The organism is Halobacillus sp. B23F22_1, from assembly GCF_043497005.1.
Lineage (GTDB): Bacteria > Bacillota > Bacilli > Bacillales > Halobacillaceae > Halobacillus_A.
The window spans coordinates 341,359-367,779 of sequence record NZ_JBIEKE010000002.1 but is presented as its reverse complement, the minus strand read 5'-3'; the positions used below and the strand labels follow the sequence as shown (position 1 = coordinate 367,779).

The 26,421-nt window shown below is 39.3% G+C and carries 22 protein-coding genes; 3 read left to right on the top strand and 19 right to left on the bottom strand.

The genetic code is table 11. The annotated features are described in order from the left end of the window. Positions 1 to 33: 33 nt before the first annotated feature. The 8 genes from ACGTNH_RS09630 to ACGTNH_RS09595 form a co-directional block, all read right to left on the bottom strand. Entirely contained in the window at positions 34 to 1,329 is a 1,296-nt protein-coding gene (locus ACGTNH_RS09630) for a dihydrolipoamide acetyltransferase family protein (protein ID WP_394586499.1), read from the bottom strand. Between the two features lie 18 nt (positions 1,330 to 1,347). Further along, positions 1,348 to 2,331: an alpha-ketoacid dehydrogenase subunit beta gene (locus ACGTNH_RS09625; RefSeq protein WP_394586498.1), complete on the bottom strand. Its 984-nt coding sequence runs from the start codon at positions 2,329 to 2,331 to the stop codon at positions 1,348 to 1,350. Between the two features lie 15 nt (positions 2,332 to 2,346). Further along, complete coding sequence (locus ACGTNH_RS09620) at positions 2,347 to 3,285, bottom strand: thiamine pyrophosphate-dependent dehydrogenase E1 component subunit alpha (RefSeq protein WP_394587683.1); 939 nt, start codon at positions 3,283 to 3,285, stop codon at positions 2,347 to 2,349. 74 nt (positions 3,286 to 3,359) lie between these two features. Next, positions 3,360 to 4,781: a dihydrolipoyl dehydrogenase gene (gene lpdA, locus ACGTNH_RS09615; protein ID WP_394586497.1), complete on the bottom strand. Its 1,422-nt coding sequence runs from the start codon at positions 4,779 to 4,781 to the stop codon at positions 3,360 to 3,362. A gap of 15 nt (positions 4,782 to 4,796) precedes the next feature. Next, a complete protein-coding gene (gene buk, locus ACGTNH_RS09610) occupies positions 4,797 to 5,882 on the bottom strand; it encodes a butyrate kinase (RefSeq protein WP_394586496.1) in 1,086 nt (361 codons plus the stop codon). 20 nt (positions 5,883 to 5,902) lie between these two features. After that, on the bottom strand, positions 5,903 to 6,997 hold the full coding sequence (gene bcd / locus ACGTNH_RS09605; RefSeq protein ID WP_394586495.1) for a branched-chain amino acid dehydrogenase: 1,095 nt from the start codon (positions 6,995 to 6,997) through the stop codon (positions 5,903 to 5,905). 15 nt (positions 6,998 to 7,012) lie between these two features. Next, entirely contained in the window at positions 7,013 to 7,915 is a 903-nt protein-coding gene (gene yqiS / locus ACGTNH_RS09600; protein WP_394586494.1) for a phosphate butyryltransferase, read from the bottom strand. Between the two features lie 23 nt (positions 7,916 to 7,938). After that, positions 7,939 to 10,008 (bottom strand): sigma 54-interacting transcriptional regulator, encoded by a 2,070-nt coding sequence (locus tag ACGTNH_RS09595; RefSeq protein ID WP_394586493.1) that lies wholly within the window; start codon positions 10,006 to 10,008, stop codon positions 7,939 to 7,941. A 135-nt stretch (positions 10,009 to 10,143) separates the two neighbouring features. Here ACGTNH_RS09595 and ACGTNH_RS09590 point away from each other — a divergent pair, with 135 nt between their 5' ends. From ACGTNH_RS09590 to ACGTNH_RS09580, 3 genes are read left to right on the top strand one after another with little or no spacing between them, the layout of a single operon-like run. Continuing rightward, positions 10,144 to 10,380, top strand: a complete 237-nt coding sequence (locus tag ACGTNH_RS09590; RefSeq protein WP_188375751.1) for a DUF2627 domain-containing protein — start codon at positions 10,144 to 10,146, stop codon at positions 10,378 to 10,380. 52 nt (positions 10,381 to 10,432) lie between these two features. Beyond that, complete coding sequence (locus ACGTNH_RS09585; protein ID WP_394586492.1) at positions 10,433 to 12,343, top strand: DUF294 nucleotidyltransferase-like domain-containing protein; 1,911 nt, start codon at positions 10,433 to 10,435, stop codon at positions 12,341 to 12,343. Next, on the top strand, positions 12,343 to 13,083 hold the full coding sequence (locus tag ACGTNH_RS09580; RefSeq protein ID WP_394586491.1) for a 3'-5' exonuclease: 741 nt from the start codon (positions 12,343 to 12,345) through the stop codon (positions 13,081 to 13,083). Before ACGTNH_RS09585 ends, ACGTNH_RS09580 begins: the two co-directional genes overlap by 1 nt. Before the next feature lie 146 nt (positions 13,084 to 13,229). Here ACGTNH_RS09580 and ACGTNH_RS09575 read toward each other — a convergent pair whose 3' ends face one another. From ACGTNH_RS09575 to xseA, 11 genes are all read right to left on the bottom strand, one after another. Further along, positions 13,230 to 14,576 (bottom strand): aspartate kinase, encoded by a 1,347-nt coding sequence (locus ACGTNH_RS09575; RefSeq protein ID WP_394586490.1) that lies wholly within the window; start codon positions 14,574 to 14,576, stop codon positions 13,230 to 13,232. 685 nt (positions 14,577 to 15,261) lie between these two features. Beyond that, positions 15,262 to 16,035, bottom strand: coding sequence for a sporulation transcription factor Spo0A (spo0A, locus tag ACGTNH_RS09570; protein WP_188375747.1), 774 nt, complete (start codon positions 16,033 to 16,035; stop codon positions 15,262 to 15,264). Positions 16,036 to 16,264: 229 nt separating this feature from the next. Then, complete coding sequence (gene spoIVB, locus ACGTNH_RS09565) at positions 16,265 to 17,515, bottom strand: SpoIVB peptidase (RefSeq protein ID WP_394586489.1); 1,251 nt, start codon at positions 17,513 to 17,515, stop codon at positions 16,265 to 16,267. 154 nt (positions 17,516 to 17,669) lie between these two features. Next, entirely contained in the window at positions 17,670 to 19,397 is a 1,728-nt protein-coding gene (recN, locus tag ACGTNH_RS09560; protein WP_394586488.1) for a DNA repair protein RecN, read from the bottom strand. An 18-nt stretch (positions 19,398 to 19,415) separates the two neighbouring features. Continuing rightward, on the bottom strand, positions 19,416 to 19,865 hold the full coding sequence (gene ahrC, locus ACGTNH_RS09555; RefSeq protein WP_394586487.1) for a transcriptional regulator AhrC/ArgR: 450 nt from the start codon (positions 19,863 to 19,865) through the stop codon (positions 19,416 to 19,418). Positions 19,866 to 19,927: 62 nt separating this feature from the next. After that, positions 19,928 to 20,743, bottom strand: coding sequence for a TlyA family RNA methyltransferase (locus ACGTNH_RS09550; protein WP_394586486.1), 816 nt, complete (start codon positions 20,741 to 20,743; stop codon positions 19,928 to 19,930). 5 nt (positions 20,744 to 20,748) lie between these two features. Continuing rightward, positions 20,749 to 22,638 (bottom strand): 1-deoxy-D-xylulose-5-phosphate synthase, encoded by a 1,890-nt coding sequence (gene dxs / locus ACGTNH_RS09545; protein ID WP_394586485.1) that lies wholly within the window; start codon positions 22,636 to 22,638, stop codon positions 20,749 to 20,751. A gap of 18 nt (positions 22,639 to 22,656) precedes the next feature. After that, positions 22,657 to 23,256 (bottom strand): hypothetical protein, encoded by a 600-nt coding sequence (locus ACGTNH_RS09540; RefSeq protein WP_394586484.1) that lies wholly within the window; start codon positions 23,254 to 23,256, stop codon positions 22,657 to 22,659. Between the two features lie 704 nt (positions 23,257 to 23,960). After that, positions 23,961 to 24,842, bottom strand: coding sequence for a polyprenyl synthetase family protein (locus ACGTNH_RS09535; protein ID WP_394586483.1), 882 nt, complete (start codon positions 24,840 to 24,842; stop codon positions 23,961 to 23,963). After that, positions 24,842 to 25,078 carry an exodeoxyribonuclease VII small subunit gene (locus tag ACGTNH_RS09530; protein ID WP_394586482.1) on the bottom strand — a complete coding sequence of 79 codons (237 nt, stop codon included), beginning with the start codon at positions 25,076 to 25,078 and terminating at the stop codon, positions 24,842 to 24,844. The genes ACGTNH_RS09535 and ACGTNH_RS09530 overlap by 1 nt, the downstream gene beginning before the upstream one ends. Then, positions 25,075 to 26,421, bottom strand: a complete 1,347-nt coding sequence (xseA, locus tag ACGTNH_RS09525) for an exodeoxyribonuclease VII large subunit (protein ID WP_394586481.1) — start codon at positions 26,419 to 26,421, stop codon at positions 25,075 to 25,077. The genes ACGTNH_RS09530 and xseA overlap by 4 nt, the downstream gene beginning before the upstream one ends.

Sequence of the window (26,421 nt, the reverse complement as noted above, 5' to 3'; positions counted from 1 at the left end):
AAAAATTCCCCCGGTAGAAACCAGGGGCTAGTATTAATAAACGGAAGTATTGTCTTTCGTCATTTTTTCAAGTATCTCTTTAACACGTCTTAAGAAATTACCTGCCACCAAACCATCCAGCACTCGGTGGTCAAGAGAGAGGCAAAGGTTAACCATATCACGGGCTCCGAACATGCCGTCCTGAAAAACTGGCTTTTTAACTATAGATTCTACTTGAAGAATGGCTGCCTGTGGATAGTTAATAACACCCATCGACTGTACAGAACCGAAAGAGCCTGTGTTATTTACTGTAAAGGTGCCACCTTCCATATCCTTTGAAGTTAACTTGCCTTGACGTGCTTTTGAAGCTAAGACAGTAATATCTTTAGCGATTCCTTTAATGCTTTTTTCGTCTGCATCTTTAATAACCGGCACAAAAAGTTCATCTTCTTTCGCAACAGCTATATTTAAGTTTACTGCTTTTCGCTGAATAATCTTATCACCGGCCCACGTACTGTTTAACTGCGGATATTCTTTTAAGGCTTGCGCCACTGCTTTTACGAAAAAGGAAAAAAAAGTTAAACTGTATCCTTCTTTTTCTTTAAACTGTTGTTTAATAGAATTACGAAGCTCTACTAATCCGGTGACATCTACTTCTACCATCATCCAAGCATGAGGGATTTCAGTGGTGGACTTAACCATATTCTGGGCAATGGCTTTCCTTACACCAGTAACCGGAATTTCAATATCTCCTTCAGCGGTTTGTACGCCCGCTGTTTGAGCTTCAGCTGATTCCGAACGATTGTTTTCTTTCGATTGCTCATGCACTGAGGAAGAAGCAGTCGGAATATCACCGCTTTGAATAATTTTTTCAATGTCTTTTCTAGTGATTCTACCGCCTCGTCCAGAACCTTCAACTTGATTTAAATCAATATTATTGTCTTGTGCAAGAGTCATTACCGCTGGAGAGTAACGTTTCTTACTAGTCTTGTCATCGCTTTTTGCATTCTTACTCTGTTCAGGGGGTGAAGCAGATGCAGACGAGTTTGATGGCTTCTCCCCTTCTACTACTTCCTTCTCAACCGGTGCTTCCTCTGGGCTGCCAGCTCCATCAATTTCGATATAGCACATTAGCTCGCCCACTGCAATAGTGTCATCCTCCTGTGCGACAAGTTCTTTTATCGTGCCTGTAAAGGATGATGGTACTTCTGCGTTCACCTTGTCTGTCATTACTTCTGCAATTGGATCATATTTATTTACTTCATCACCGGGTTGTACGAGCCAAGAGCTTATCGTACCTTCTGTAACACTTTCCCCGAGCTGAGGCATATTAATCTTTTCTAACCCCATGGGAACGCCTCCTCTATATTAAAATTCCGCTAAATCACGCATCGCTTTCTCGACTTTATCAGGATTCATCATAAAGTATTTTTCCATTGTAGGTGCATAAGGCATAGAAGGAATATCCGGACCTGCTAAACGTTTTACCGGAGCATCCAAATCGAATAAGCAATTTTCACTGATGATCGCTGAAACTTCTGATATAATTCCGCCTTCTTTGTTATCTTCTGTAACGAGCAATACCTTCCCAGTTTTAGAAGCCGCTTCAATGATAGCTTCCTGATCGAGCGGATAGACTGTTCTTAAATCTAACACATGCGTCTCTATACCCTCGTCTGCGAGTTTTTCTGCCGCTTGCAAAGCAAAATGCACACAAAGTCCATAAGTGATTACTGTTATATCTGAACCCTCGCGTTTAACATCAGCTTTCCCTATTGGCAGCGTGTAATCCTCATCAGGAACTTCACCTTTAATTAAACGGTACGCTCTTTTATGTTCAAAAAATAGAACAGGATCGTTGTCACGGATAGAGGCCTTTAGTAAGCCTTTAACATCGTATGGAGTTGAAGGCATAACTATTTTCAAGCCAGGCTGATTAGCAAATACAGCCTCCACAGACTGCGAATGATACAGGGCTCCGTGAACACCGCCGCCATAAGGCGCACGGATAGTCATTGGAACCGACCAGTCATTATTAGAACGATAGCGTGTTTTTGCTGCTTCGGATATGATTTGGTTTACAGCAGGCATAATAAAATCAGCAAATTGCATTTCAGCGACCGGTCTCATTCCGTACATTGCAGCGCCGATTCCCACTCCTGCAATAGCTGACTCAGCAAGCGGAGTATCTAGTACCCTGGCTTCACCGAATTCTTCGTACAACCCATCAGTCGCACGGAAAACACCTCCACGTTTTCCAACATCCTCACCTAAAACAAAAACTCTCTCATCTCGCTGCATTTCTTCCTTCAAAGCTTGAGTTACAGCTTGAATATATGATATTACCGGCATACCTTCTCCCCCTCCTTACTCTTCGTAAACATAATGCAGTGCGGATTCAGCTTCTGCATAAGCTGCATTTTCTGCATAATCCGTAGCTTCATTTACTAACTGATCTAATTCTTCATTTAATGATTTTTCATTTTCTTCAGTTAATATGTTGTGTTCTCTTAAGTATTGAGCAAACGTAACAATGGAGTCTTTCTTTTTCGCTTCATCCACTTCATCACGCTCACGGTAAGTTCGATCATCATCATCGCTGGAGTGCGGGGTTAAACGATAGGAAACAGCTTCAACCAAAGTTGGCCCCTCACCATTTCTTCCACGATCAGCTGCTTGTTTAACGACTTCATAGACAGCTAAAGGGTCGTTTCCATCGACTGTATGTCCTGGCATTCCATAACCTACAGCTCGGTCAGATACATTTTCACAAGCTAACTGCTTAGAAACTGGAACAGAAATGGCATATTTATTGTTTTCTACCATAAAAATTACTGGTAATTTGTGAACGCCAGCAAAATTTGCCCCTTCGTGAAAATCACCCTGGTTAGAAGATCCCTCTCCGAATGTGACAAGAGAGACGAAGTCTTTATTTTCCATTTTTCCAGCCAGCGCAATCCCCACTGCATGTGGAACTTGCGTTGTAACAGGAGAAGAACCTGTAACAATACGATTCTTCTTTTGACCGAAGTGTCCCGGCATTTGGCGTCCGCCTGAGTTTGGGTCTTCCGCCTTCGCAAATCCAGAAAGCATTAAGTCCTTTGCTGTCATACCAAAAGCAAGAACCACCCCCATATCCCGATAATAAGGAAGGGCATAATCCTTTTCCCGATCCAGAGCAAAAGATGCTCCTACTTGAGCGGCTTCTTGACCTTGACATGAAATTACGAATGGGATTTTACCAGCTCTGTTTAGAAGCCACATTCTTTCATCAATTTTTCTTGCTAATAACATCGTGCGGAACATGTCCAGCACTTCGTCATCACTTAACCCTAACGTTTTATGACGATTCTCAGCCACAGGAATTCCTCCTTTGTTAATTATCCATGGATTTGATTACCATCTACAGCTAATGCTGCCTCACCGATAGCCTCTGATAGCGTTGGATGTGGATGTATACTTTCTGCAATTTCCCAAGGTGTAGCATCGAGAACCTTAGCAAGTCCGGCTTCCGAGATCATGTCTGTGACATGCGGTCCGACCATGTGCACTCCAAGCAGATCATCATTCTCTTTATTGGCAATTATTTTAACAAAGCCTTCCGTTTCTCCATAAACTAAAGCTTTCCCTATCGCTTTAAATGGAAACTTTCCAACCTTGACGCTGTATCCTTCTTCTTTAGCCTGTTTTTCCGTTAACCCTACACTTGCTGCTTCCGGGCTCGAATAAATGCAAGTTGGTACCTGGTCATAATTCATAACATGCGGGTGCTTGTCAACCATATGTTCCACCGCTGTTATTCCTTCATGGGAAGCGACATGGGCCAGCTGCATCCCGCCAATTACATCGCCTATCGCGTAAATATGAGATTCTTTTGTTTGATAATATTTATTTGTTAAAATTACCCCGTTATCCACTTCAATATCCGTATTCTCAAGTCCTATATTCGTCACATTAGCTGCACGTCCCACTGATACAAGCATGCGGTCAGCCTGAAACGTTTTTGTTTCTCCGTTAACTTCTCCCTGTATAGCAACCTGCGTTTCCACCTTTAAGCTTTCTGGCAGCACTTTTACATCAGTTACAAAGGTAATGCCTTTTTGTTTCAGCTGTTTTATCATTTCTTTTGATACGTCTTCGTCTTCTGTTGGTAAAATACGAGGTAAATATTCAAGGACGGTAACGTCTACCCCGAAATCAGCCAGCATCGATGCCCATTCAATACCGATAACACCGCCGCCTACAATTATAACGGAATTAGGGAGTTCTTCCATAGTGAGTGCCTCATCTGAGGACATCACATACTTTCCGTCAATCTCTAAACCTGGGAGTGTTTTTGGACTTGAGCCAGTTGCAATTAATACATTTTTGGGTATTAACATATCATTTTCTTCCCCGTTATTTAATTCAACTGAAATCGTTCCAGCCGATGGCGAAAAAATAGAAGGACCTAAGATTCGGCCGAATCCTTCATATACATCTATTTTCCCTTTTTTCATCAATCCTTGAACGCCTTTATGTAAGGTATCTACTATAGATTGTTTACGCTCTTGTACCTTAAGAAAGTTAAGTTTAGGAGATGATGTTTCAATACCATATTCATCTGCTTCTTTTGTCTGGCGGAATACTTCCGCACTTCGGAGCAGCGCTTTAGAAGGAATGCAACCACGATGCAGGCAAGTGCCACCCAATTCTCTTTTTTCAACTACAGCCACTTTTAATCCTAAACGAGAAGCACGTATAGCAGCTACGTAACCGCCTGTGCCACCGCCTAATACGACTAAGTCATACTCTTCTGCCATTCTAAACGACTCCTTTTATTCAGCAAAATTTGGATAATGCTTTGGCAGTTCTTCTCGATTCAGCACGCGGAGAGTTCCCTCATTTAAAGCCTCTAACTCATTTTCCCCCGGGTAGATTAATACGTCTGAAATCCAGCTCACTCTTTTGGATATTTCATCAGTAAATCCTTTTCCATATGCTAAGCCGCCTGTTAAAGCAATAGCATCGACGCGCCCTTCAAGTGCTGCACTCATACTGCCTATTTCTTTAGAAATTTGATAAGCCATCGCCTCATAAACCAGTTTTGCTTTTTTGTCACCATGCTCAATCATTTTTTCTACTTCTAAGCCATCATTCGTATCAAGATAGGCCATTAATCCGCCTTGTCCAACAAGTTTTTTCATGATTTCATCTCTATAATAGCGGCCAGAAAAACACATAGATACAAGATCACCAGCTGGTACTGTGCCGGCACGTTCTGGAGAGAAGGGACCATCTCCATGAAGTCCATTATTCACGTCAATCACACGTCCCTCCGCGTGCGCCCCAATCGTAATACCTCCACCCATGTGAGTGACAATTAATCGAGATTTACTATAAGGTTTTCTGAGATCTTCTGATGCTCTTCTAGCTACAGCTTTCTGATTTAAGGCATGAAATATGCTTTTTCTCGGGATTTCAGGAACTCCTGAAACTCGCGCGATATCTTGAAGTTCATCTACGACAACGGGATCCACAATATAAGCGTCTATGTTGAGACCTTTAGCAATCTCGCTGGCAATAATTCCACCAAGGTTAGAGGCGTGTTCTCCATTATAGCCATTTTTTAAATCTTCCAGCATGGCCTCATTTACTTCATATGTTCCACCTTCTATCGGTCGCAGTAAACCACCTCGTCCGCAGACTGCACTCAAAGATTGAATGTTAATTTCCGCATTGTCCAGCTCTTTTAATATAACGGATTTACGAAAATCATATTGCTCAATGATATGGTTATATTGATTGATCTCCTCATGTGAATGACGCATCGTTTTCTCAAAAATTACCTCTTCATTGTCAAAGACTCCAATCTTCGTTGAAGTTGACCCAGGGTTAATGACTAATATTCGATGTATCTCCAAAATCTTTTACCCTCCGATGCCTATCTTCTGCTTAAAATATGATGACCATTTTGTAGAAACTGGCTGCGAGATTGACGCATGGACTCTATACGTTCTTCTGCCATCCGATCCGCTGCTTTATAAGTAGGAATATGATCGCGCCGGGCGATTTCAAAAACTCTTGTTACGTTATCATAAATGGTCTCTACGCGCTTCATAGCCCGGTCTTTATTATATCCGTTCAATTCATCTGCTACATTTATTACTCCACCTGCATTTATAACATAGTCAGGAGTATAAACGACACCTTTTTCATGAAGGATGTCCCCGTGTTTTGTTTCTTTAAGTTGATTATTCGCTGCCCCTGCAATGACTTTAGCTTTAATTTGCGGTATCGTCTCATCATTAATTGTAGCACCTAGTGCACATGGAGCGTAAATATCGCAATCAACGCTGTAAATTTCGTTAATCCCTACTGCTTGTGCACCGAAATCCTCAACAGCTTTTTGCACAGCTTCTTCGTTAATGTCTGTAACAATGAGATGTGCTCCTTCTTCATGAAGGTGACGGCATAAATGGTAGGCTACATTTCCAACTCCTTGCACTGCCACCGTTTTTCCTTCTAAAGAGTCACTGCCAAACCCTTCTTTTGCCGCTGCTTTCATCCCTCGATATACGCCGTAAGCAGTTACTGGTGAAGGGTTTCCAGAAGACCCGAAAGCGGGAGAAATTCCAGTTACGTAATCTGTTTCTTCATGAATTAAATCCATGTCCTGTACAGTAGTGCCTACATCTTCTGCTGTAATGTATCTTCCGTTTAAACCTTGAATGTAACGGCCAAACGCACGGAACATGGATTCATTTTTATCTTCGCGAGGATTACCGATAATAACAGTTTTTCCTCCCCCAAGATTAAGACCAGCAGCAGCATTTTTGTATGTCATTCCTTTAGCTAAACGCAAAGCATCCTCTATTGCTTCTTCTTCACTGGCATAAGTCCACATACGCGTTCCACCCAGTGCGGGTCCTAGCGTTGTATCATGAATGGCGATAATGGCTTTTAAACCAGAGGATTCATCATGACACATGACTAATTGTTCATAATCGTATTTGCTCATATACTTAAAAATTTCCATATCCAATTCCTCCTACTATTTGCTTGAATGTAACGCTAATGCTAGTGAATATACTTTACTTTCAGATGTGTCCGACCTTGAAGTCAGTACAATTGGTGCACTTGCACCACTAATTACTGCGGCAACTTTAGCGTGAGCAAAGTACATAAAGGATTTATAAAGTGCATTGGCTACTTCTATTGAAGGTACCATCAATATATCTGCCTTACCGGCTACCTCAGATTTGATGCCTTTTTGTTCCGCTGAGATACTACTTACAGCGTTATCAAAAGCCAAAGGTCCATCTACAATACAACCGCTTATTTGTCCTCTCCGGTTCATCTGTGTAAGAGTAGCGGCATCTATAGTTGCCTGCATCGAGGGATTAATAACTTCAACTGCTGCTAAAGGAGCTACCTTTGGCATAACCCAGCCACTTCCTATTGCTACATCAACTGCATTCTTAATAATTTGAACTTTCTCTTCTAAGTTGGGTGCTATATTCATTGCTGAATCGGTTAAAAATATTAATCGTTCCTGACCGGGAATTTCAAAAAGAGCTACATGAGATAAAATTTTCCCCGTTCTCAATCCATCCTGTTTGTTGAGCACGGCTTTTAGCAGCGCTTTGGTATCCACATTCCCTTTCATAACTACTTGAGCTGTACCTATACTAACTGCTTTAACTGCTTCGAATGATGCTTCCTCAGTTAAACAATCAATAATTTGAATCTCGTCTCCTGCGTGAACATTAAGTTTCACCTCTCCAGCTAGACGCTGAATCTCTTCCTTATCCCCTGTAAGAATAAAGGTAGCTAACTGTAAGTCAACAGCTTTTTTTACAGCTAAGAGAACTTCTTTATCAGCTGCTTGTGCGACCGCTACTTTATTAGACTTCTGGTGTTTTAAATTGGTGATAAGTTCGTCAAGCGACTTCATACTCACCACTCCTTTTTTGCATACTATGAAAATCCTTGCAGATCATCTTTGTCCAATTGGTGTTTTTCTAGCTTATAATATAAATTTCTGATTGAGATACCTAATGCTTTAGCCGTTTTCGTTTTATTAAAATTATGCGTCCTAAACGCATCCGTTAATAAACTTTTCTCATAATCATCCACAGCTTCTTGGAGGCTAGACCTCTGCCAGGCCGCTTCTTCCCCATAATGATTCGTTTCTGATTTTAATAAGGTAGGAATATGACTTTTACGAATTACTTCTTCTGTGTGCTCCATAAAAATCATGGCTCGGCTAATTACATTTTCAAGCTCTCGAACATTACCAGGCCAATCGTAATCTTCAAGCTTTTCAAAAGCTTCATCGTCAATCGTCCGTACATTTCTTCCATAATCTTCGTTCAATTTCTGTATTAGATGAGTGATTAAAGGGGACAAGTCCTCTTTTCTCTCTCTGAGAGGGGGTATATAAATGGGCAGCCGGTTAAGACGATAATAAAGGTCATCTCGAAACGTTTTACGCATAATAGCTTTTTCTAAATTAATATTTGTGGCAGCGATGACTCGCACATCAACTACGACCGGCTTCGTGCCCCCAACGCGGACGAGTTCTTTCTCTTGTAAAACTCGTAGAAGCTTCGCTTGCATCGGCAACGTAAGTTCGCTAATCTCATCTAAAAAAATACTTCCATGATTCGCTTCTTCAAAGTAACCATTCTTGCCGCCCTGCTTTGCACCTTCAAAAGCTCCATCCTCATAACCAAATAATTCGCTTTCTAACTGCGACTCTGCAATAGATGCACAATTCACTCGAATAAATTTATTGTGACGCCGATTGCTTTCATTATGAATCGCGTGAGCAAATAGTTCTTTACCCGTCCCTGATTCACCTCTTAGCAATACTGTAGCAGGTGTTTTTGCTCCCACTCTTGCTTGTTCTAATGCAATGGTGAGTTCTTGAGAATCCCCTGTAATATCCGCAAATGTATATTTAGCTTCTAAACTTCTGATAATTTGTCTGGCTCGTTTTAATTCACTTGTTAATGATTGAATTTCTGTAACATCGTGTAATACTCCTACGCTTCCTTTCACTTTTCCATCGACAATCACTGGAGCAACGTTAACGAGAACATCCTTCTTCGCAGGTCCTACTTTCATCCGTACACCACGTACTGGACGTCTTGTGTTCAACACTTTCATATGCATACTTTCACCTTCGGAAATATCTACCGTGGCAGGCTTACCTATAACCTCGCTTTCTTCCAAGCCAGTAATTCGGGTGTATGCAGGATTTATCATTAAACCGCTTCCATTTTCATCGACCACAGAAATTGCTTCATCCGAGGATTGAATAATGGCTTCAAGCATTGTTTTTACTTCTTTTAAATCTGTAATTTCTTCCGCCAATTCAACAACTTCAGTAATATCTTTGAATACAGCATAAGCACCCACAGGCTCACCATCTGCTCCAATTAATGGAATGCGCGTTGTAATAACTTTTTTTCCATTTTCCAATTCTAACTCTTGATTTATTTCTTTCGTTTTAGTCTCTAGTAACTGTGGCAGCCCTGATGCCGGGATAACTTCTCTTACGTCTTTACCAATAATCGTTGAACGGACCTTACCTAGTATTTTTTCCCCACTTTTATTTAAAAAAGATACACGCTCATCATCACCAATTACAATCATGCCATCATGTATGCTGTTAAGAATTAGCTCCTGGTTATTCGTCTGGTGTTTAAATTCTTTCAGCAGTGTTTCTTTCTCTTCTAAAAGTTCTGATGTAATATAAGCCACTGCACCTGGAATTACAACAGTATGCGCAGGACGTTCTTCTCGAATTTGTTCAAAAACATCTTCTTTGCCAGTAGCTTCAATTACAATATCAATATCTTTATGTATATATGACCGCCAGTCATCTCCCGTAGGAATGCCTAATGATTTTGCTTTACTAAGTCCGACGGCGTACGGGTTTACGTCGGTTACAGCTACCACTCTTAATTTGTCTGTTTCACTTAACAGTTTCATAAGCGCTGTACCGCCTTTACCTGCTCCTACAATTAATACTCTTTTCATAGTTTTCACACCCTGCAATTTTTTGCGCAATTTTATCGTACATGATTGTGCACGTTTTAGCAAGAGTCAACTCTATTTTCAGTTCAAAGTGCTTCTGATATACTAATGAAGGATTGAAAAAATAAAGGAGTTATTATGATGAGATTGATCGCTCTATTGCTCATTGCTACACCCGGCATAATAGCTGTGATTGGGATAAAACTAATACGGGATGCATTATTTAACGTGTTTCATCCCGTTTTCTTTCATATTGTCATTCAAGGTGTCTTCGGACTCCTTTGCGTAATCGGCGGAATTGCCTTTATAGGCGGCTTCATTTTGCACCGTGACAGAAAAAGAAATTTAACTAAAGGACGTTTTAAGAAGAAGTAGAGTGCACACGCTCTACTTTTTTAAAAGTACATTTATAAAGGAGGTAATCACCTTGGGTCATTCTTTAGACTTTTACCGAACTCAATATCCATTTGATCTTCTTTCTGATAAAGAATTTGACGAGATCATTAAAGATGTTGAAGTTAAAGAATTTAGTAGTAATGAATTCATTATTCATGAGGATCAAAATGAAGATACGATAGATATACACTTTTTATTATCAGGCTTGGCTAAGAATATTATGCACCGTTCAAACGGAAAGCAATTGTCCGTGAGGTTTTATTACCCTGGCGATCTAGTTGGCGTAATGATTTTACTTACAAGCGGAGAAATGAAATTTTCTGTTCAAGCTTTAGAACCTATTAAGACGCTTTGCTTTAAGCGTGAATCCTTTTTAAAAATTATGTCTAACAATACACAATTTTCTAAAGTAGTCATGGATGGGATAAGTCATTTAATGAAAAGCTTATATGATGAAGTGAAATTTAAAAGCTCCTCTACGGATGAAGATGATGATCGTGAGTTATACAAAAAACGAGCCGGATCTTATATGGAACAGCCTGCTTTTATTCATCCTCAAGATTCCATTGAGAAAGCGGCTCGAATGCTTCAACAGCAAAAAATTGAAGCTCTGCTGGTTAGTGAAGATCGCCAGAACCTTTTAGGGATGATCGGATATGGTGATTTGCTGAAAGCTTATTTTGAAAATAACCATAGAGATTCAGTCTATCTCCACATGTCCGAAGAGCCTTATTCCATTAGTGATCAAGAGTTTATCTACGATGCATTAAGTTACTTAAAACATCATCCTACTGAAATTATCCCAGTGCACCATAAAGATAAGATTGTAGGAATATTACGTCAATCTTCCTTCTTTACGATCAGTAATTCTGTTTATTTTGATCTAACCTACCGAATTTCAAATGCTACAAGCTTAGAGGAATTAAAAGATTTGTCACCAGTTTATAATACCCGTTTCCAAGATTTTGTCTCAAGCTTGATTAAAGATCATATGATGGCTTACGATATTGCGGAGCTTATTACAAACTATAATGATCGGATCCATAAACAAATTGTCCAAATTGCGGAAGATGAAATGATTACAGCAGGGTTAGGAGCTCCTCCAATTAACTATTGTTTTTTAGTTATGGGCAGTGAAGGACGTAAAGAGCAGGCTTTTTCAACAGACCAAGATAACGGGATGATTCTGGCTGATTATGAACACTCCCGAAACAAGGAGCAGATTTATTCCTACTTTAAACTGCTTTCTGAAAAAATAAACTCTATGCTCAACCAATGCGGCTTTCCATACTGTACTGGAGGGATCATGGCTAAGGAGGATAAATGGCGCAAGGAGAAGAATGAATGGCATGAAAGTATCGATCAATGGATTAAAAAAATGGACGCGGAAGAAATTCGTGACTTCACTATATTTATGGACTTCCGTCCGATTTTCGGCGATTTTTCATTGGCTTATGACTTAAAAAAATATGTGACCAATCGAGTTCAACGTTCGCTGGGTCTGCATCAGCTTCTCATGAAAGATACGCTGCGTTTCAGGGTGCCTGTGCAGCCCTTCGGTCGAATTTCAGGGGTGGGCAAACGAAAAACATTAAATCTTAAAAAGTCAGCAATTATGCAAATTGTTAATGCCATTCGAATTTACAGCATGAAATATGGTATTGAAAATATAAATACCGTAAGCCGGCTCAATGCATTAGCCGAGCAGGAAAGATTTCATCCACGAGATGCTGAAAATGCAAAACTAGCTCTACATCGGTTAATGTCATTTCGAATCAAAGAAAACTTAGCACAGCTCCAAGATGATGAGCCCCTGTCTAACGAGCTGAAACTCGGAAAACTAAACAAAGAGGAACGTAAATCCCTTAAAGAAGCCCTTAATATAGCTAAACGACTTCAGCAAGTACTCGAACTCAGTTATAATCGAAATCGGGTGATGTAATGCTACCCATTGATTTACAAATATTAAAGTATCTATTCTTTGAGAAACCCATTTATTATTATAAGATACGACCTTTTATTAATACTGATATTCATCGAGAACTTTTTATTCAATTGCAAGAGTATGACTGTCTTGAAGTTCATAATAAAAGCTTACTTGAGATTGATTACACTATTTTTGATTTAGAAACCACTGGTTTTATTCCAGAAATCGGCCATGAAATTATCTCTATAGGGGCGATACGAATGCACGGAAATAGGATTTGTGATAATGAAACGTTTTACAAATTAGTTAACCCAATACGTCCTGTAACCAAACAGACCCTTACATTAACAGGTCTTAAAAAAGAACAACTGATTCAGTCCGATTCTTTTTTGGAGTGTTTCAAGGAGTTTCTTTCCTTTTGTAAAGGCTCCGTTCTAGTGGCCCATCCAGCTAAATTTGATATGCGGTTTATACAAACAATGCTTAAACGTTGGAAACTTCCGCCTTTAAATACCCCTGTTATTGATTCACAAAAGCTTGCAAAGTTTCTGTATCCTAACGAAAAGCATCAGCTTGACCCTCTTTTGAAAAAATTCCAAATCCAAAGACGCACAAGGCATCACGCATTAAACGATGCCCGAATGACCGCTGAATTATACGGTCATCTACTAGAAGATATTACTTCAGAAAAAAACCGAACGTTCGGTGAGTTAAAAATTCTGCTTTCAGAAAAAACAAAAGCGAGTAACCGTTAATGGTTTCTCGCTTAGTTTGTATATAAACTTAAATTTTACCTTCTATCTTTAAAAGGGGACAGACATCGAGTCTTGCCCCATGAACTAGGAAAGCTGCAAACTCTGTTCTCTTTCTATAAACCAAAATCGAAGATCAGAGCCAATTTTTAGAAAAACGCACGATACAATGATTGAACTGCCCGATTTAGATCCTTTGCTTTAATTCCAAACATCATGGAAACTTCTGAAGACCCCTGGTTAATCATATCAATATTCACTTCAGCATCTCTAAATGCCGTAGTAGCCTTACCTGCTATACCAATTGCTTCGTTCATACCTTCTCCTACAATCATGATCATTCCCATATCTCGTTCAATCGAAATAGTGTCCACATTTAATTCTTTCTTAATTCGCTCTTTAACACACTCTTCTTTTTCTTTAGAAAGCTGATGATCTCTAATAATAACAGACATATCATCAATTCCAGAAGGTGCGTGTTCAAATGAAATGCCTTCTTCTTCAAGGATTTGGAGCAGCTTGCGGCCAAAGCCTACTTCACGGTTCATTAAGTATTTACTTACATATAGGTTTAAGAACCCTGAGTCACTTGCTATACCAGCAACGTGACCTTCTCTCTCAGGAAGTTCTGCTACAATCATTGTTCCGTCACCGCCTGGATTATTTGTATTCTTAATACAGACAGGTATTTTTTCTTTAAAAGCAGGAATCAATGCTTCATCGTGGAAAACAGAAAAGCCTGCATAGGACAATTCACGCATTTCCCGATACGTTAATGTTTTTAACTCTTTAGGCTGATCGACAATCATCGGATTAACACAGTAAACAGAATCTACATCTGTAAAGTTTTCATATAAATCAACCTTCATACCTGCAGCTACTATAGATCCAGTAATATCAGAACCGCCGCGTGAAAAAGTGACTAAATCTCCTTCCAGCGTATAGCCAAAGAATCCTGGAATGACAAGAATACCTTCCCTTTCCCTTAACTTAAAGAGCTGATCAAAACTTTCATCTAATACCAAAGCCCCACCAGGCTGGTCACTTACAAAAATGCCGGCATCCTTAGGGTTTACATAAGAAGATTCCAGTTCCCTCTTGTTTAAGTAAGCACTCAACATAAGTGCCGTACCATCTTCACCACAGGACTTCAAGGAATCCATACCTCTTTTAAGATCTGTTTTAATAAGAGCACAAGCCTCATCAATTCTCTCTTGAATTGTATTTAATATAGAATAATCCAATTCAAGGTCTGTAATGATAGAAGCAAACCGTTCAATTACTTGATCATAAACAGCTTCATTCTTTACATTAATTTGCACAGATTCTCCAAGAGCTATTAAAAGGTCTGTGGTTTTAGTATCTTTCGAGTGCCTTTTTCCAGGTGCTGATACAACAATAGCTTTTCTTTCAGGATCAGCTTTAATAATTTCGGTTACTTTTCTTAATTGATCGGCATCGGCAACTGAACTGCCGCCAAATTTTACGACTTTCATTGTTACAACTCCCTGTTATGATGAACTAAAGTGTCTAATAATTAAGAATTGTACCATAATCTGTCGATAAGATGAAATAAAAAATCCCCCCTTAACTGGGGAAGCCGCTGAAAAAAATCCCCTCTATCTAGTGAGTAGTTCTTGATTCTCACAATAGCTTGTCGGTGTATGCTTGCCCCCGGCACGGCCTCACCACCGAATGCTTATTGCAGAACCAACCGAGATCCATCTTAGTCTTTAATTTATAAAAGATAAATCTCTCATTGATTAACTGTTTTTATTGTTCAAAATAACTAACGTGTATAAAATCTTTATTAGCACTGCATTTAATTTGCCTTACACGATCTGAAGTTACGTTAATTTCTTTTCCTTTTTCTCGCAATTTTTCTACTTCGGAATTAACTCCATATATCTTATTTAGTACCGAGTAATTCATAAAATGGAGATCGGTTAGATTTTCGGATCACTACACCACTTAATATTGTATAGATAGAACTCAAAATCTTCACAAAAAAATCTCCAATTTATTGAGTGGATTTTCCAATACACCCAAAAAATAAGAGATTAAAATTTGTTGAAATAATTACCTGTTATTTATCGATCTGAAAAAGTTGTTGTTTAGGTCATCAGTCAGTGTCCACAAATCATTCATACATAAGGTCTATAAACGTTAGTATGAATCCTATTAGGATGCTTTATGTTCTAATCTTAAACGATCAGCCACCATCGCAATAAATTCACTGTTTGTCGGTTTGGCTTTCGTAGAGGAGATCGTGTAACCAAACAAGGAAGAGATAGCTTCAATATTTCCTCGGTTCCAGGCTACTTCGATAGCATGACGTATTGCTCGCTCTACTCTTGATGCCGTCGTATTGTATTTAGCTGCTATGTCTGGGTAAAGGACTTTTGTAATGGATCCAAGAAGGTCAATGTCAGTATACACCATAGTGATGGCTTCTCTTAAATACAGGTAACCCTTAATGTGTGCAGGAACGCCTACTTCATGAATAATGTGAGTGATACTTGTATCTAAATCAGGCTTTTTCGATCTCGTGTAACTACTTCCCATTGCTCGATTAATGGGATCTCCCACATGTTTTATCTGTCTAACCTGCTCCCCTAAGTGGTCCAAATCAAACGGTTTCATCATAAAGTATGCAGCACCTAACTCTACAGCTTTTTTCGTCACTTCTTCTTGTCCAAAAGCAGTCAGCATAATAACTTCCGGTGATTGTTCCCTGCCTTTTAGTTCCTGTAAGACAGCTAATCCATCAACATGGGGCATAATAATATCAAGAATGAGTACATCCGGTTTCTTTTCTTTTAACATTTCCAAGCAATCTCTGCCATTGAACGCTGTACCAATCACTTCAATATCTTTAGCATCTGAAAAATAGTCCTCCAGAAGTCTAACTAGTTCACGGTTATCATCAGCTAAGCACACTTTAATTTTATCCATTTGCCCTTCCTCCTTACAAAATAATCCTGACTTACTATATGAATTCGACATCAGGAATGGTAACCCTCTTTATTATATCAAATTTATTTGTAAAAAATAAGATTATCTTGAAAATGCTTCTATTTACTCTCGCTTTCTCTATAATTCGATAATTTTCAACAAACTAATTTTATTATTGTCGAATTTTGTCGAACGAAAATAGAGAGCTCGTTTTTGAGCTCCCTATCCATTAACTTGCTTTATTCTGATCGTTTTCATAAATATCAATACCAGCTTCTTCAAGCATCCACTCAATATGAACACCATATCCTGAAGTAGGATCGTTTACAAATACATGAGTTACAGCACCAATAATTTTATCATTTTGAATAATTGGGCTCCCACTCATCCCCTGCACTATCCCTCCGGTTTTTTCCAGTAATTCTGGGTCTGTAATTTTCACTACCATCCCTTTAGTCACAGGTGAGTCCTTAGGCATATTACGGACCACCTCTACATCAAACGATTGTAACTTGTCACCATTTAAAACGGTTAAAATTTTAGCTGGTCCTTCTTCAATTTCATTATCCAAAGCAATGGGTAAACCATCTTTATATTGATCGTTTTTAATCGGATTTTCTAATTCACCGAAAACGCCAAAAGAGCTATTTTTTGTTATCGTTCCCATTCGATCATCCGTTAATGAAAACTCTGCTTTCTTTTCTCCTGGGACTCCTTGATTCCCTTTTTGAATTGAAGTTACTCGTGAATTCACAATTGTTCCTTCGTGAATTTCAATTGGCTTCTTAGTATCCATATCTGCAATTACATGTCCAAGAGCTCCGTACTTCTTTGTAACGGGATCATAAAAAGTCATTGTTCCAATTCCTGCTGCAGAATCGCGAACATAAAGACCAATTTGAAATTGATCTTCTTTTTTATTTACTTCTGGTTTAATCGTAGTATTAAATGTTTCTTCTCCACGCTTAACGTCAAATGTTACTTCTTTGTTTTTCTCTCCAGCTTCTTTAACAATAGCGGAGAGGTCTTCCATATGATTTAATTCTTTACCATTCCCTTTTAAAAGAATATCTCCTACTTGAATGTCTCCATTCTCTCCCGGTGATGTTTGTTGATCTTTATTTTCACTAACAAGGTGGTGACCGACCACTAATACACCTTTTGTCTGTAACTCTACACCTACTGATTGTCCGCCTGGAACTAATCGAATATCTTTTACGCGCTTCATATCTGTTTTCTTAACAGGAATTCCAGCATACTCATGGAATATAGCGTTTGTGGTGTTTGTTTTCTCCATTGAAAAGGCAGGGACTGAACCTTCCTCATCACTAATTGATGCATTTACTGGGTGCGATGAAGAAAGGTTGATCTCGGTTGGAATTGATATATACTCTTGAAGTGGACTTAATAAAGGAATAACAAGCATCATCAACAGGAGCATGGAGCCTAGAATATATTTCACCCTCTGTTTTTTATCCAAGGTCTACCACTCCTTTTTACTCCTGAACCAATCATTTGGCTTACTTATAATGTGGGCCTTAAAGCACTTTTTTAAACGAGCATAATCACAGAAAATATAGGATGGTTTCCCTAGTCATGAAACATTCACCAAAAGAAAAAACGCATGAATACAATCATGCGTTCTGCTTATGCTTATTTGCTAGTGATAATAATTCTTTTGCGTGCTCAACTGTAGTAGCAGTCAACTCAGCACCGGTAATCATCCGGGATATTTCATCCGCTTTATCTTTGTCAGATAACTCTTTTACAACGGTAGAGGTACGATCATTATCAATTTTCTTTTCTATCCTGACATGCGTATCTGCCATAGCAGCCACCTGTGGCAGGTGAGAAATACAGAGTACTTGAGAGCCTTCAGAAATCCCATAAATCTTTTCAGCAATGGCTTGAGCTACTCTGCCGCTTACTCCTGTGTCCACTTCATCAAAAATAACACTAGTAACGCCTTGATGCTTGGAAAAAATCCGCTTTAGAGCTAACATGATCCGAGACAATTCTCCACCAGAGGCTGTTTTATGTATTTCTTTTAAAGGTTCCCCAGGATTAGTGGTAATTAAAAAAGAAATAATATCCATCCCTTTTTTGTGAAGCTTAACTGGTTTTCCATTTATTGTTGGATCTGTTGTATTTCCTTCTTTCACATTAAATCCAACATCAAAAGCTGCTTTTTCTAAATACAAATCCTTCAATTCGTCGTGAATAGAATTTATAAGCTGTTGGGAAGCACTTTTTCGAATGTCATGTAAATGTTTAGCTTCTAGTACTGCATCTTCTCCGCATTCTTCAATTTCGGTCTGAAGACGAGATAAATAAGAGTCTTTGTTTCGGATTTCATCTATTTCTTCTTCAATCCGAGACATATATTCCAACATGTCCTCTACTGTTTGCCCGTACTTTTTCTTTAAACGATTTAATTCGTTTAATCGAGACTCTATAAAATCAAGCCGATCAGGGTCAAATTCAAGTTCCGCCATCTGAGCACTAAGCTGAAAACTCAGTTCTTCTACTAAATAATACGAATTCGTCATCTCTTCAGATAATTTTTCTACTTGGCTATCGTAGTTTGACGCACCTTCAAGAGAAGCCATCGCATGACCTAACCAATCCAGTCCTCTTTGTTCACCATATAAAGCATAATAGGCGTCGTGAATACCTTGATATAGCTTTTCATAATTCATTAGCTTTTGACGTTCATCGGTTAACTGCTCGTCTTCTAAAGGGGACAGCTCTGCTTCTTGCAGTTCCCTAAACTGAAATTCAAGTAAATCCAATCTTTGCGCCATTTCCTGCTCGTTTTCACTTAATTCCTTGTATCGCTTTCTTAAAGTACTGAGTTGATTGTATAGCATAGTGTAATCCGCCAACGTACGTTCCAATTCGTCACGCGCATATAAATCCAACAACTCAATATGCCGTTCAGGGTCCATTAACGATTGAGTTTCATGCTGACTGTGAATATCAATAAGGGAACTTCCAAATTCTTTAAGAATCCCTAACGTAACAAGCTTGCCGTTTACTCTGCAAATGCTCTTTCCTTGACTTGTTATCGTACGTTGAAGCACAATCATACCTTCTTCCTCAATTTCAACCCCGTAACGCTCTCCTTTTGAAAAAACAGGGTGGTGCTTTTCAACTGTAAATAATCCTTCTATATCCGCTTTATCAGTACCATGGCGAACAAATTCCACAGAACCGCGAGAACCTGATAATAGCTGAATAGCATCAATAATAATTGATTTCCCAGCTCCTGTTTCACCCGTTAGAACAGTTAAGCCTTCTTTAAAATGAATAGACACCTGATCTATAATAGCAAAGTCTTTAATTGATAATTCAGTTAGCATGAAGTGAGTCACCTCAGTTTATAACATATTTAACAGCTGTTCACTTATATCCTCGGTTTGCTCCTGACTTCTGCAAATAATTAGACATGTGTCATCTCCGCAAATTGTACCCATGATTTCCTCCCATTCAAGGTTATCAATTAGAGCACCCACTGCGTTCGCGTTACCCGGTAATGTTTTCAAAATAATGAAGTGACCGGCTCGATCGATACTTACAAATGCATCCATCATTAACCGTTTAAGTTTCTCTAACGGGTTAAAACGTTGATCAGCAGGGAGACTGTATTTGTAGCGGCCATCCATCATAGGGACTTTAACTAAGTGAAGTTCTTTAATATCTCTTGAAACTGTTGCCTGGGTTACGTTATATCCCATACCCTTTAAACGATCGACTAATTCATCTTGTGTCTCAATATCTTCATTCGTTATTAATTCTCGAATCTTTATATGGCGCTGCCCTTTATTCATTTTCACCCTCCCTAAACTAAATCTTCCTTAATAAAAGAGGCTGCTCGTGAGCCCCTTTTTCCTTACTTTTTATGTTTAGAATGTGCTTCTTTTACAATTTCATCAATATCTATATCAAACAACTTATCGTTCGATGCGTCTCCATATCGAAAGTGAGCTAAAAACTCGATGTTTCCATCACCGCCAGTAATCGGTGAAAAGGTTAAGGCTTTGGTTTTGAACCCGTATTCCTGAGCGAACGTTAAAATATTTAATACTACATTCTTATGAATTGCGGGCTCTCGAACGATGCCTTTTTTTCCAACTTGATCTCGACCTGCTTCAAACTGGGGTTTAATTAATGCAACTACATCACTTTCAGCTTTTAGAAGAGAAGCAAGAACTGGGAGGATAATTCTTAAAGAGATGAAAGATACATCAATTGTCGCAAACTCAGGCTGGCCATGTTTTAAATCATCTAATGTCATATACCGAAAATTCGTACGTTCTAATACAATAACCTGTTCATGATTTCTTAGCTTCCAATCTAACTGATTATAACCCACGTCTACGGCATAACTTTGCGCCACACCATTTTGTAATGCACAATCAGTAAACCCACCTGTTGAGGAGCCGACATCAATCATAATTTTACCTTGTATATTAAGATTAAAATTGTTTAATGCTTTCTCTAGCTTTAATCCACCTCGACTTACATATGGCAGAAGTCTTCCCTTAACCAGAATATCCGCATCTTCATCGATCTTCATACCAGGTTTATCTAAGCGAACTTGTTTATGGAAAACCAACCCGGCCATTATTGTTCGTTTAGCTTTTTCTCTTGTTTCTAAAAGTCCCTTTTCAACTAGTAGTACATCTAACCTTACTTTTTTTCCCATTTACATTAAGCCCTTTGCTGTTTAGTTAAAGTAATTCCTTTTATTTGTTTAATAATATTATCTTCTGTCAGGCCGATTTCTTCCCAGAGCTTAGGGACACTTCCATGCTCAATAAATCGGTCAGGAACGCCTAGGCGTTTAATCCAAGAAGTATAGTTATTCTCTTCTTTAAATTCAAGCACGCTGGAACCAAACCCGCCTTGAAGAACAGCTTCTTCGATCGTTAGGATCGGAAGGTTGTCTTTCATAATGTCATGAAGCATCGGCTCATCTAACGGTTTAATAAATCGTGCATTAATTACACGTACAGATATGCCTTCTTTTCCTAAACGTTTACCTGCCTCAACTGCCATAGAAATAGTTGTTCCAAATGTCAAGATCACTGCATCTGTTCCTTCTTGCAATACCTCCCAGCTTCCGATTGGGATAGTCTTCAGATCTTCGTCCATTTTCACTCCATTTCCATTTCCACGAGGGTAGCGAACAGCTATTGGCCCGTCATCGTATTTTACGGCTGTATGAACCATATGCTGTCCTTCATTTTCATCTTTGGGCATCATAACAACCATATTAGGAACCGAACGTAAGAAAGCTACATCAAATACACCTTGATGTGTTTCCCCATCAGCTCCTACGAGACCGGCACGATCAATACCGAACATTACATTTAGATTTTGACGAGCCACATCGTGAATCACTTGATCATAGCCCCGCTGAAGGAAAGTAGAATAAATAGCTAAGAAGGGTTTCATACCCTGAGTAGCTAAGCCTGCTGATAATGTTGTAGCATGTTGTTCTGCTATACCAACATCAAAAAGCCTTTCTGGAAATTCGGCTTGGAATTTTTCTAATTTAGATCCAAGTACCATTGCTGGAGTGACTGCCACAACCCTTTTATCTTGTCGTGCTTCTTTTCTCAGCGTTTCACTAATTACTTCACTCCACGCTGGAGGAGCATCTACAGCTTTTATCTTCTCACCAGATTCAATTTTATAAGGACCTACACCGTGCCACTTATCTTTTTGATCTGATTCTGCCGGATGATAGCCTTTTCCCTTTTGTGTGATCACATGAATAATAACAGGACCTTCGGTTTTCTTCGCGTAATTCAGATTTTCTAACAAATCATTATAATCGTGGCCATCCACAGGGCCGTAATAAGTAAAACCTAACTCCTCAAAAAACATTCCAGGTACGATAAAATATTTCATACTATCCTTAAGACGTTCAGCAGCTTGAGCAAGCTTTCCGCCAACCGCAGGAATCCGTTTTAGAAGCCACTCTAAATCATCTTTTGCTCGGTTGTATTTGCCAGCACTGCGCATGCGTCCTAACGCACTGTGAAGGGCCCCTACATTCTTAGCGATAGACATTTCGTTATCATTTAAGATAACGGTTACATTCTTTTTCTCATCCCCAATGTGGTTTAAGGCTTCAAGAGCCATACCCCCTGTAAGTGCTCCATCTCCAATAATCGGAAGAATCGAGTGGTCCTCCTCATTTAAGTCCCTTGCGATAGCCATTCCCATAGCAGCCGAAAGAGAGGTCGAACTGTGCCCGGTTTCCCAAACGTCATGCTCACTTTCATTACGTTTAGGAAATCCGCAAAGACCTTGATATTGACGCAGCGTATCAAATTTCTCTGCTCGTCCTGTTAGGATTTTATGGATATAGGACTGATGTCCGACATCAAAAAGAAAACGGTCTTTAGGACTTTCATATACTTTATGCAAAGCAAGCGTTAATTCAACAACCCCTAAATTTGCTCCTAAATGACCTCCAGTTGAGGACAAATTTTCGATTAAAAATTTTCGTACTTCTGTAGATAGTTCATTTAATTGATCAATTGACATTCCCTTCACAAAAGAAGGATCTTTAATCTTGTACAGATCCATAAATGGACCCCCTTATTTTTATCGTGATTTTCGAGTGGATTTTGTTGAGGCGGAAAGTATATTTATTTTAAAGCTTGATTCAATCCACGCAATCACTCGAGCAGTCATAAAAATAATCTTCGTAGAAGAATGTATGGCAAGAAATTTACCAACAGCCTTGCCGCCAACAGTTAATGCTGCCACAATACTTGTTAATACTACTGACAATGTGATTTGAACGGTTGAACCATCAGAATGACCGAACACGTTAGCTAATTGAATGACAACAACAGCTGTTGCTGTTCCACTCACTATACCAGATATATCCCCTATTACGTCGTTACAGAAACTTGCAAAGCGATCTGCGTTTCTCACGATGATAATAGCTTCCTTAGCTCCGGGGATCTTTTCAGCGGCCATGGCGTGGAATGGGGGCTCTGAGGCAGCAGTTGCTGCTATTCCTAGCATATCAAAAACTACCCCAGTAAATACAATGAGGAGTACGATAATTAGTCCAATCCCCCATACAACCTCAGTTAATACGGAAGAGGAAATTATTGAAAAAATAGCCGCTAACACAAAAGTGATAACGGCAATACTAATACTAAACTTTAAGGATTTTCTAAATTTATTGTCCATTTTCAACCTCAATATTTATAATTACGACTTATGTAAGAAAGGAATGGTCGTCAATCGAGTAAAAATTACGGCTTAGGTCTAGTAGGTTTTCCCAACCGGATACCGAATGTCACCATTCTGGCGGTTCCCCTTTAAATCCGGATCAACTCCGTTTCCGGAAGTTGGACTAGATTACCACTTAGTCCGTACTATAATTCTCGATTCACGTCCATAGAACAGCCTAGGGGATTTCCCCGACAGCCTTTAGCCGTTCCTTAGCCTCTTTTGCAGTTCAGATTTCATATAGTTACCTCTTCAAACCCTAGTGGCCATCTAAAGTTTTGAATGGTCCATGACTATAATCCCCTCAAAACCACTCAAGGCAGGCTACGCTACTTATACAGATTATTCCTCCATATAAAAGTAGGTTCATACCCCATTTCATAAGAGACTCCGGCTTAGAAACTCTTACAAAGATGGGCCTCCGCGGAAGCAGGGTCAACGCCCACATGCCTTTGTGGATCGCCCTGCAACCTTAACTCCCAGCACCGACCCAAGGCTGGGCGCCTCAAGCCGACACAAGGAACTTCATCGATGTGCCCTTCGGCGGATTTTTAGGCCCGCCTTCAGGAACGGAGGGCCGACTAGAATACTGCACCATTCCTTTTGTAGATCAAATATATCACAATCGTTCAACTTCCTCAATAAAAAACGCTGGCCAAACTTTAACGGTCCCTCTGGCTTAAATAGTTGATTAATTCTGATAACACCGTTCCGTCCACTCCTGCTTCATGTAAAGCATCCTGAGCAATCTTTAAGTAGTAATCTCTCTGTTTGATCGCTCCCTCTAGACCTAAAAGCTGCGGGTATGTACTTTTATAATTGCCTTCATCGCTTCCAGTAGGTTTGCCTATTGCTTCTGCATCACCTATGACATCTAAAATATCATCTTGTATTTGAAAAAGAAGCCCCAACGCCTCGGCCATCGTTGTTATTTCGGATAACTCGCGCTCCTTAGCCTCTGCTAGAAAAGCACCTGCTAAAACAGCAAACTTTAAAAGCTCCCCCGTTTTGTGCTTATGCATTTTTTCTAAATCTTCAAGTGGGAGCGTTTGGTTCTCACTATTCATATCCTTCATTTGACCATCTACCATTCCTTTAGGACCACTGGCTGCTGATAATTGACTAATGATGAAGACTTTTTCTTCACTGGTTAATTCTTCCGCATTAGAAATAACATTAAAACTTAATGTAAGAAGTGCATCGCCTGCAAGAATAGCTGTAGCTTCATCAAATTTCTTATGATTTGTAGGCTGACCTCTTCTTAAATCATCATTATCCATAGCAGGTAGATCGTCATGAATTAAAGAGTATGTGTGAATCATCTCTAAAGCGCAAGCTACACTTGCACCTTTTCCAGCATCTTTTTGAAAAGCTTCTATAGTAGCCATTAGAAGTATAGGCCTAAGGCGTTTGCCCCCTGCTTGAATGGAATAGAGCATAGCATTCTGCAGACGTCCTTCATTCGTATTTTGCCTAATATGTCTTTCTAATTCTGAATTCACTATGCGTTTATACTTATCTAAAAAAGGGGTTAAGCTTTCCACTACTCTTCCTCCTGAACGTCGAACGCCTCAAACTCTCCATGTTCATTTAAAATCTGATGCATTTGTTTCTCTACTGTACTTAGTTTTTCATTACAAACTTTAGAAAGCTTCATTCCTTCTTGATAATACTGAATGGCTTTCTCTAAAGGAACTTCGCCTGTCTCGAGTTTTTCTACCAATTCCTCAAGTTGACGCATAGCTTCTTCAAAGCTCACTGATTCTTGTTCTTCACTCATTTTTTCTCCTCCTTTACATCAACCACTTCACAATATAGAGTACCGTCTTGAAGTGTTACTTTCACATCATGGCCCTTAGATATTTGATTCACTGATTTAATCACTTGATTGTTATGATTGTACGGAATTGCGTAACCCCGCCTCATAGTGTCCAGAGGATTGAGCAAGGTTAATTTTTCAAGTTTTGAGTGAAATTGTTCTTTTTTTGCAGTTAATTTATGATGAAATTGTGTTTGCAAAAGCTTTGTCACTTCTTGAAGCTGCTTTTGTTTAGCCTCGATTTCTGTTTGAGGATGCTGCTGAAAAAGACGATTAGTTAAATAAGAGAACCGATCAGTTTGTTGTTTTTTTACTTGGTTAACACTTTGTGTTAGACGTTCAATCATCCGATCTAAATCCTGTTCTTTTTGGTTCATTAATTGTCCAGGATATTTAAAAGCATACGATTTTACCAGTCGATTCAATTTTTCTTTAGCCGTGGAGCGATCGACCTCCATTGCTCTTTGTAATCTTCTTTTTAAGGTCTGCACACGATCTTTTAGTTCAATAAGAGAAGGTACAGCTAATTCCGCAGCCCCTGTCGGTGTGGCCGCCCTTACATCTGCTGCAAAGTCACTAATAGTGGTATCTGTTTCATGACCTACAGCTGAAATAATAGGTGTCGCTGAACTGGCAATGGCTCTTGCTACAACTTCTTCATTAAAGCCCCACAAGTCCTCTAGAGATCCTCCTCCCCTTCCAACAATCAGCACGTCACAGTCTAAATGGTCGTTCGCATATTGGATCGCTTTATTAACCGAATTGGCAGCCGATTTACCTTGAACGAGCACAGGTAAGATCGATACTTTCACAATAGGGTATCTACGTTTAATTGTCGTTAGGATATCACGTATGGCAGCCCCTGAAGGTGAGGTGATAACTCCTATATGTTTGGGATAAGCAGGTATATTCTTCTTTCTTTCAACACTAAATAACCCTTCCTTTTGAAGCTTTTCTTTTAACTGTTCAAAAGCTAAATATAAAGCCCCAAGACCGTCTGGCTGCATATCCTGAATATACAGCTGATAACTCCCCATTGGTTCATAAACATTTATCTCGCCACGAACCAGCACATTCATTCCATTTTCAGGAGTAAACTTTAACGTTCGATTATTCCCTGCAAACATGACTGCTTGAATTCTTGCATGTTCATCCTTTAAAGAAAGATACATATGACCGCGGCTGTGATGTTTGAAATTAGAAACCTCTCCGCGGAGCCATACTTCCTTAAGATGATAATCATTGGAGAGCTTCTTTTTAATATACTTTGTAAGAGCTGTAACGGTTAAATAACGCTCATTCAC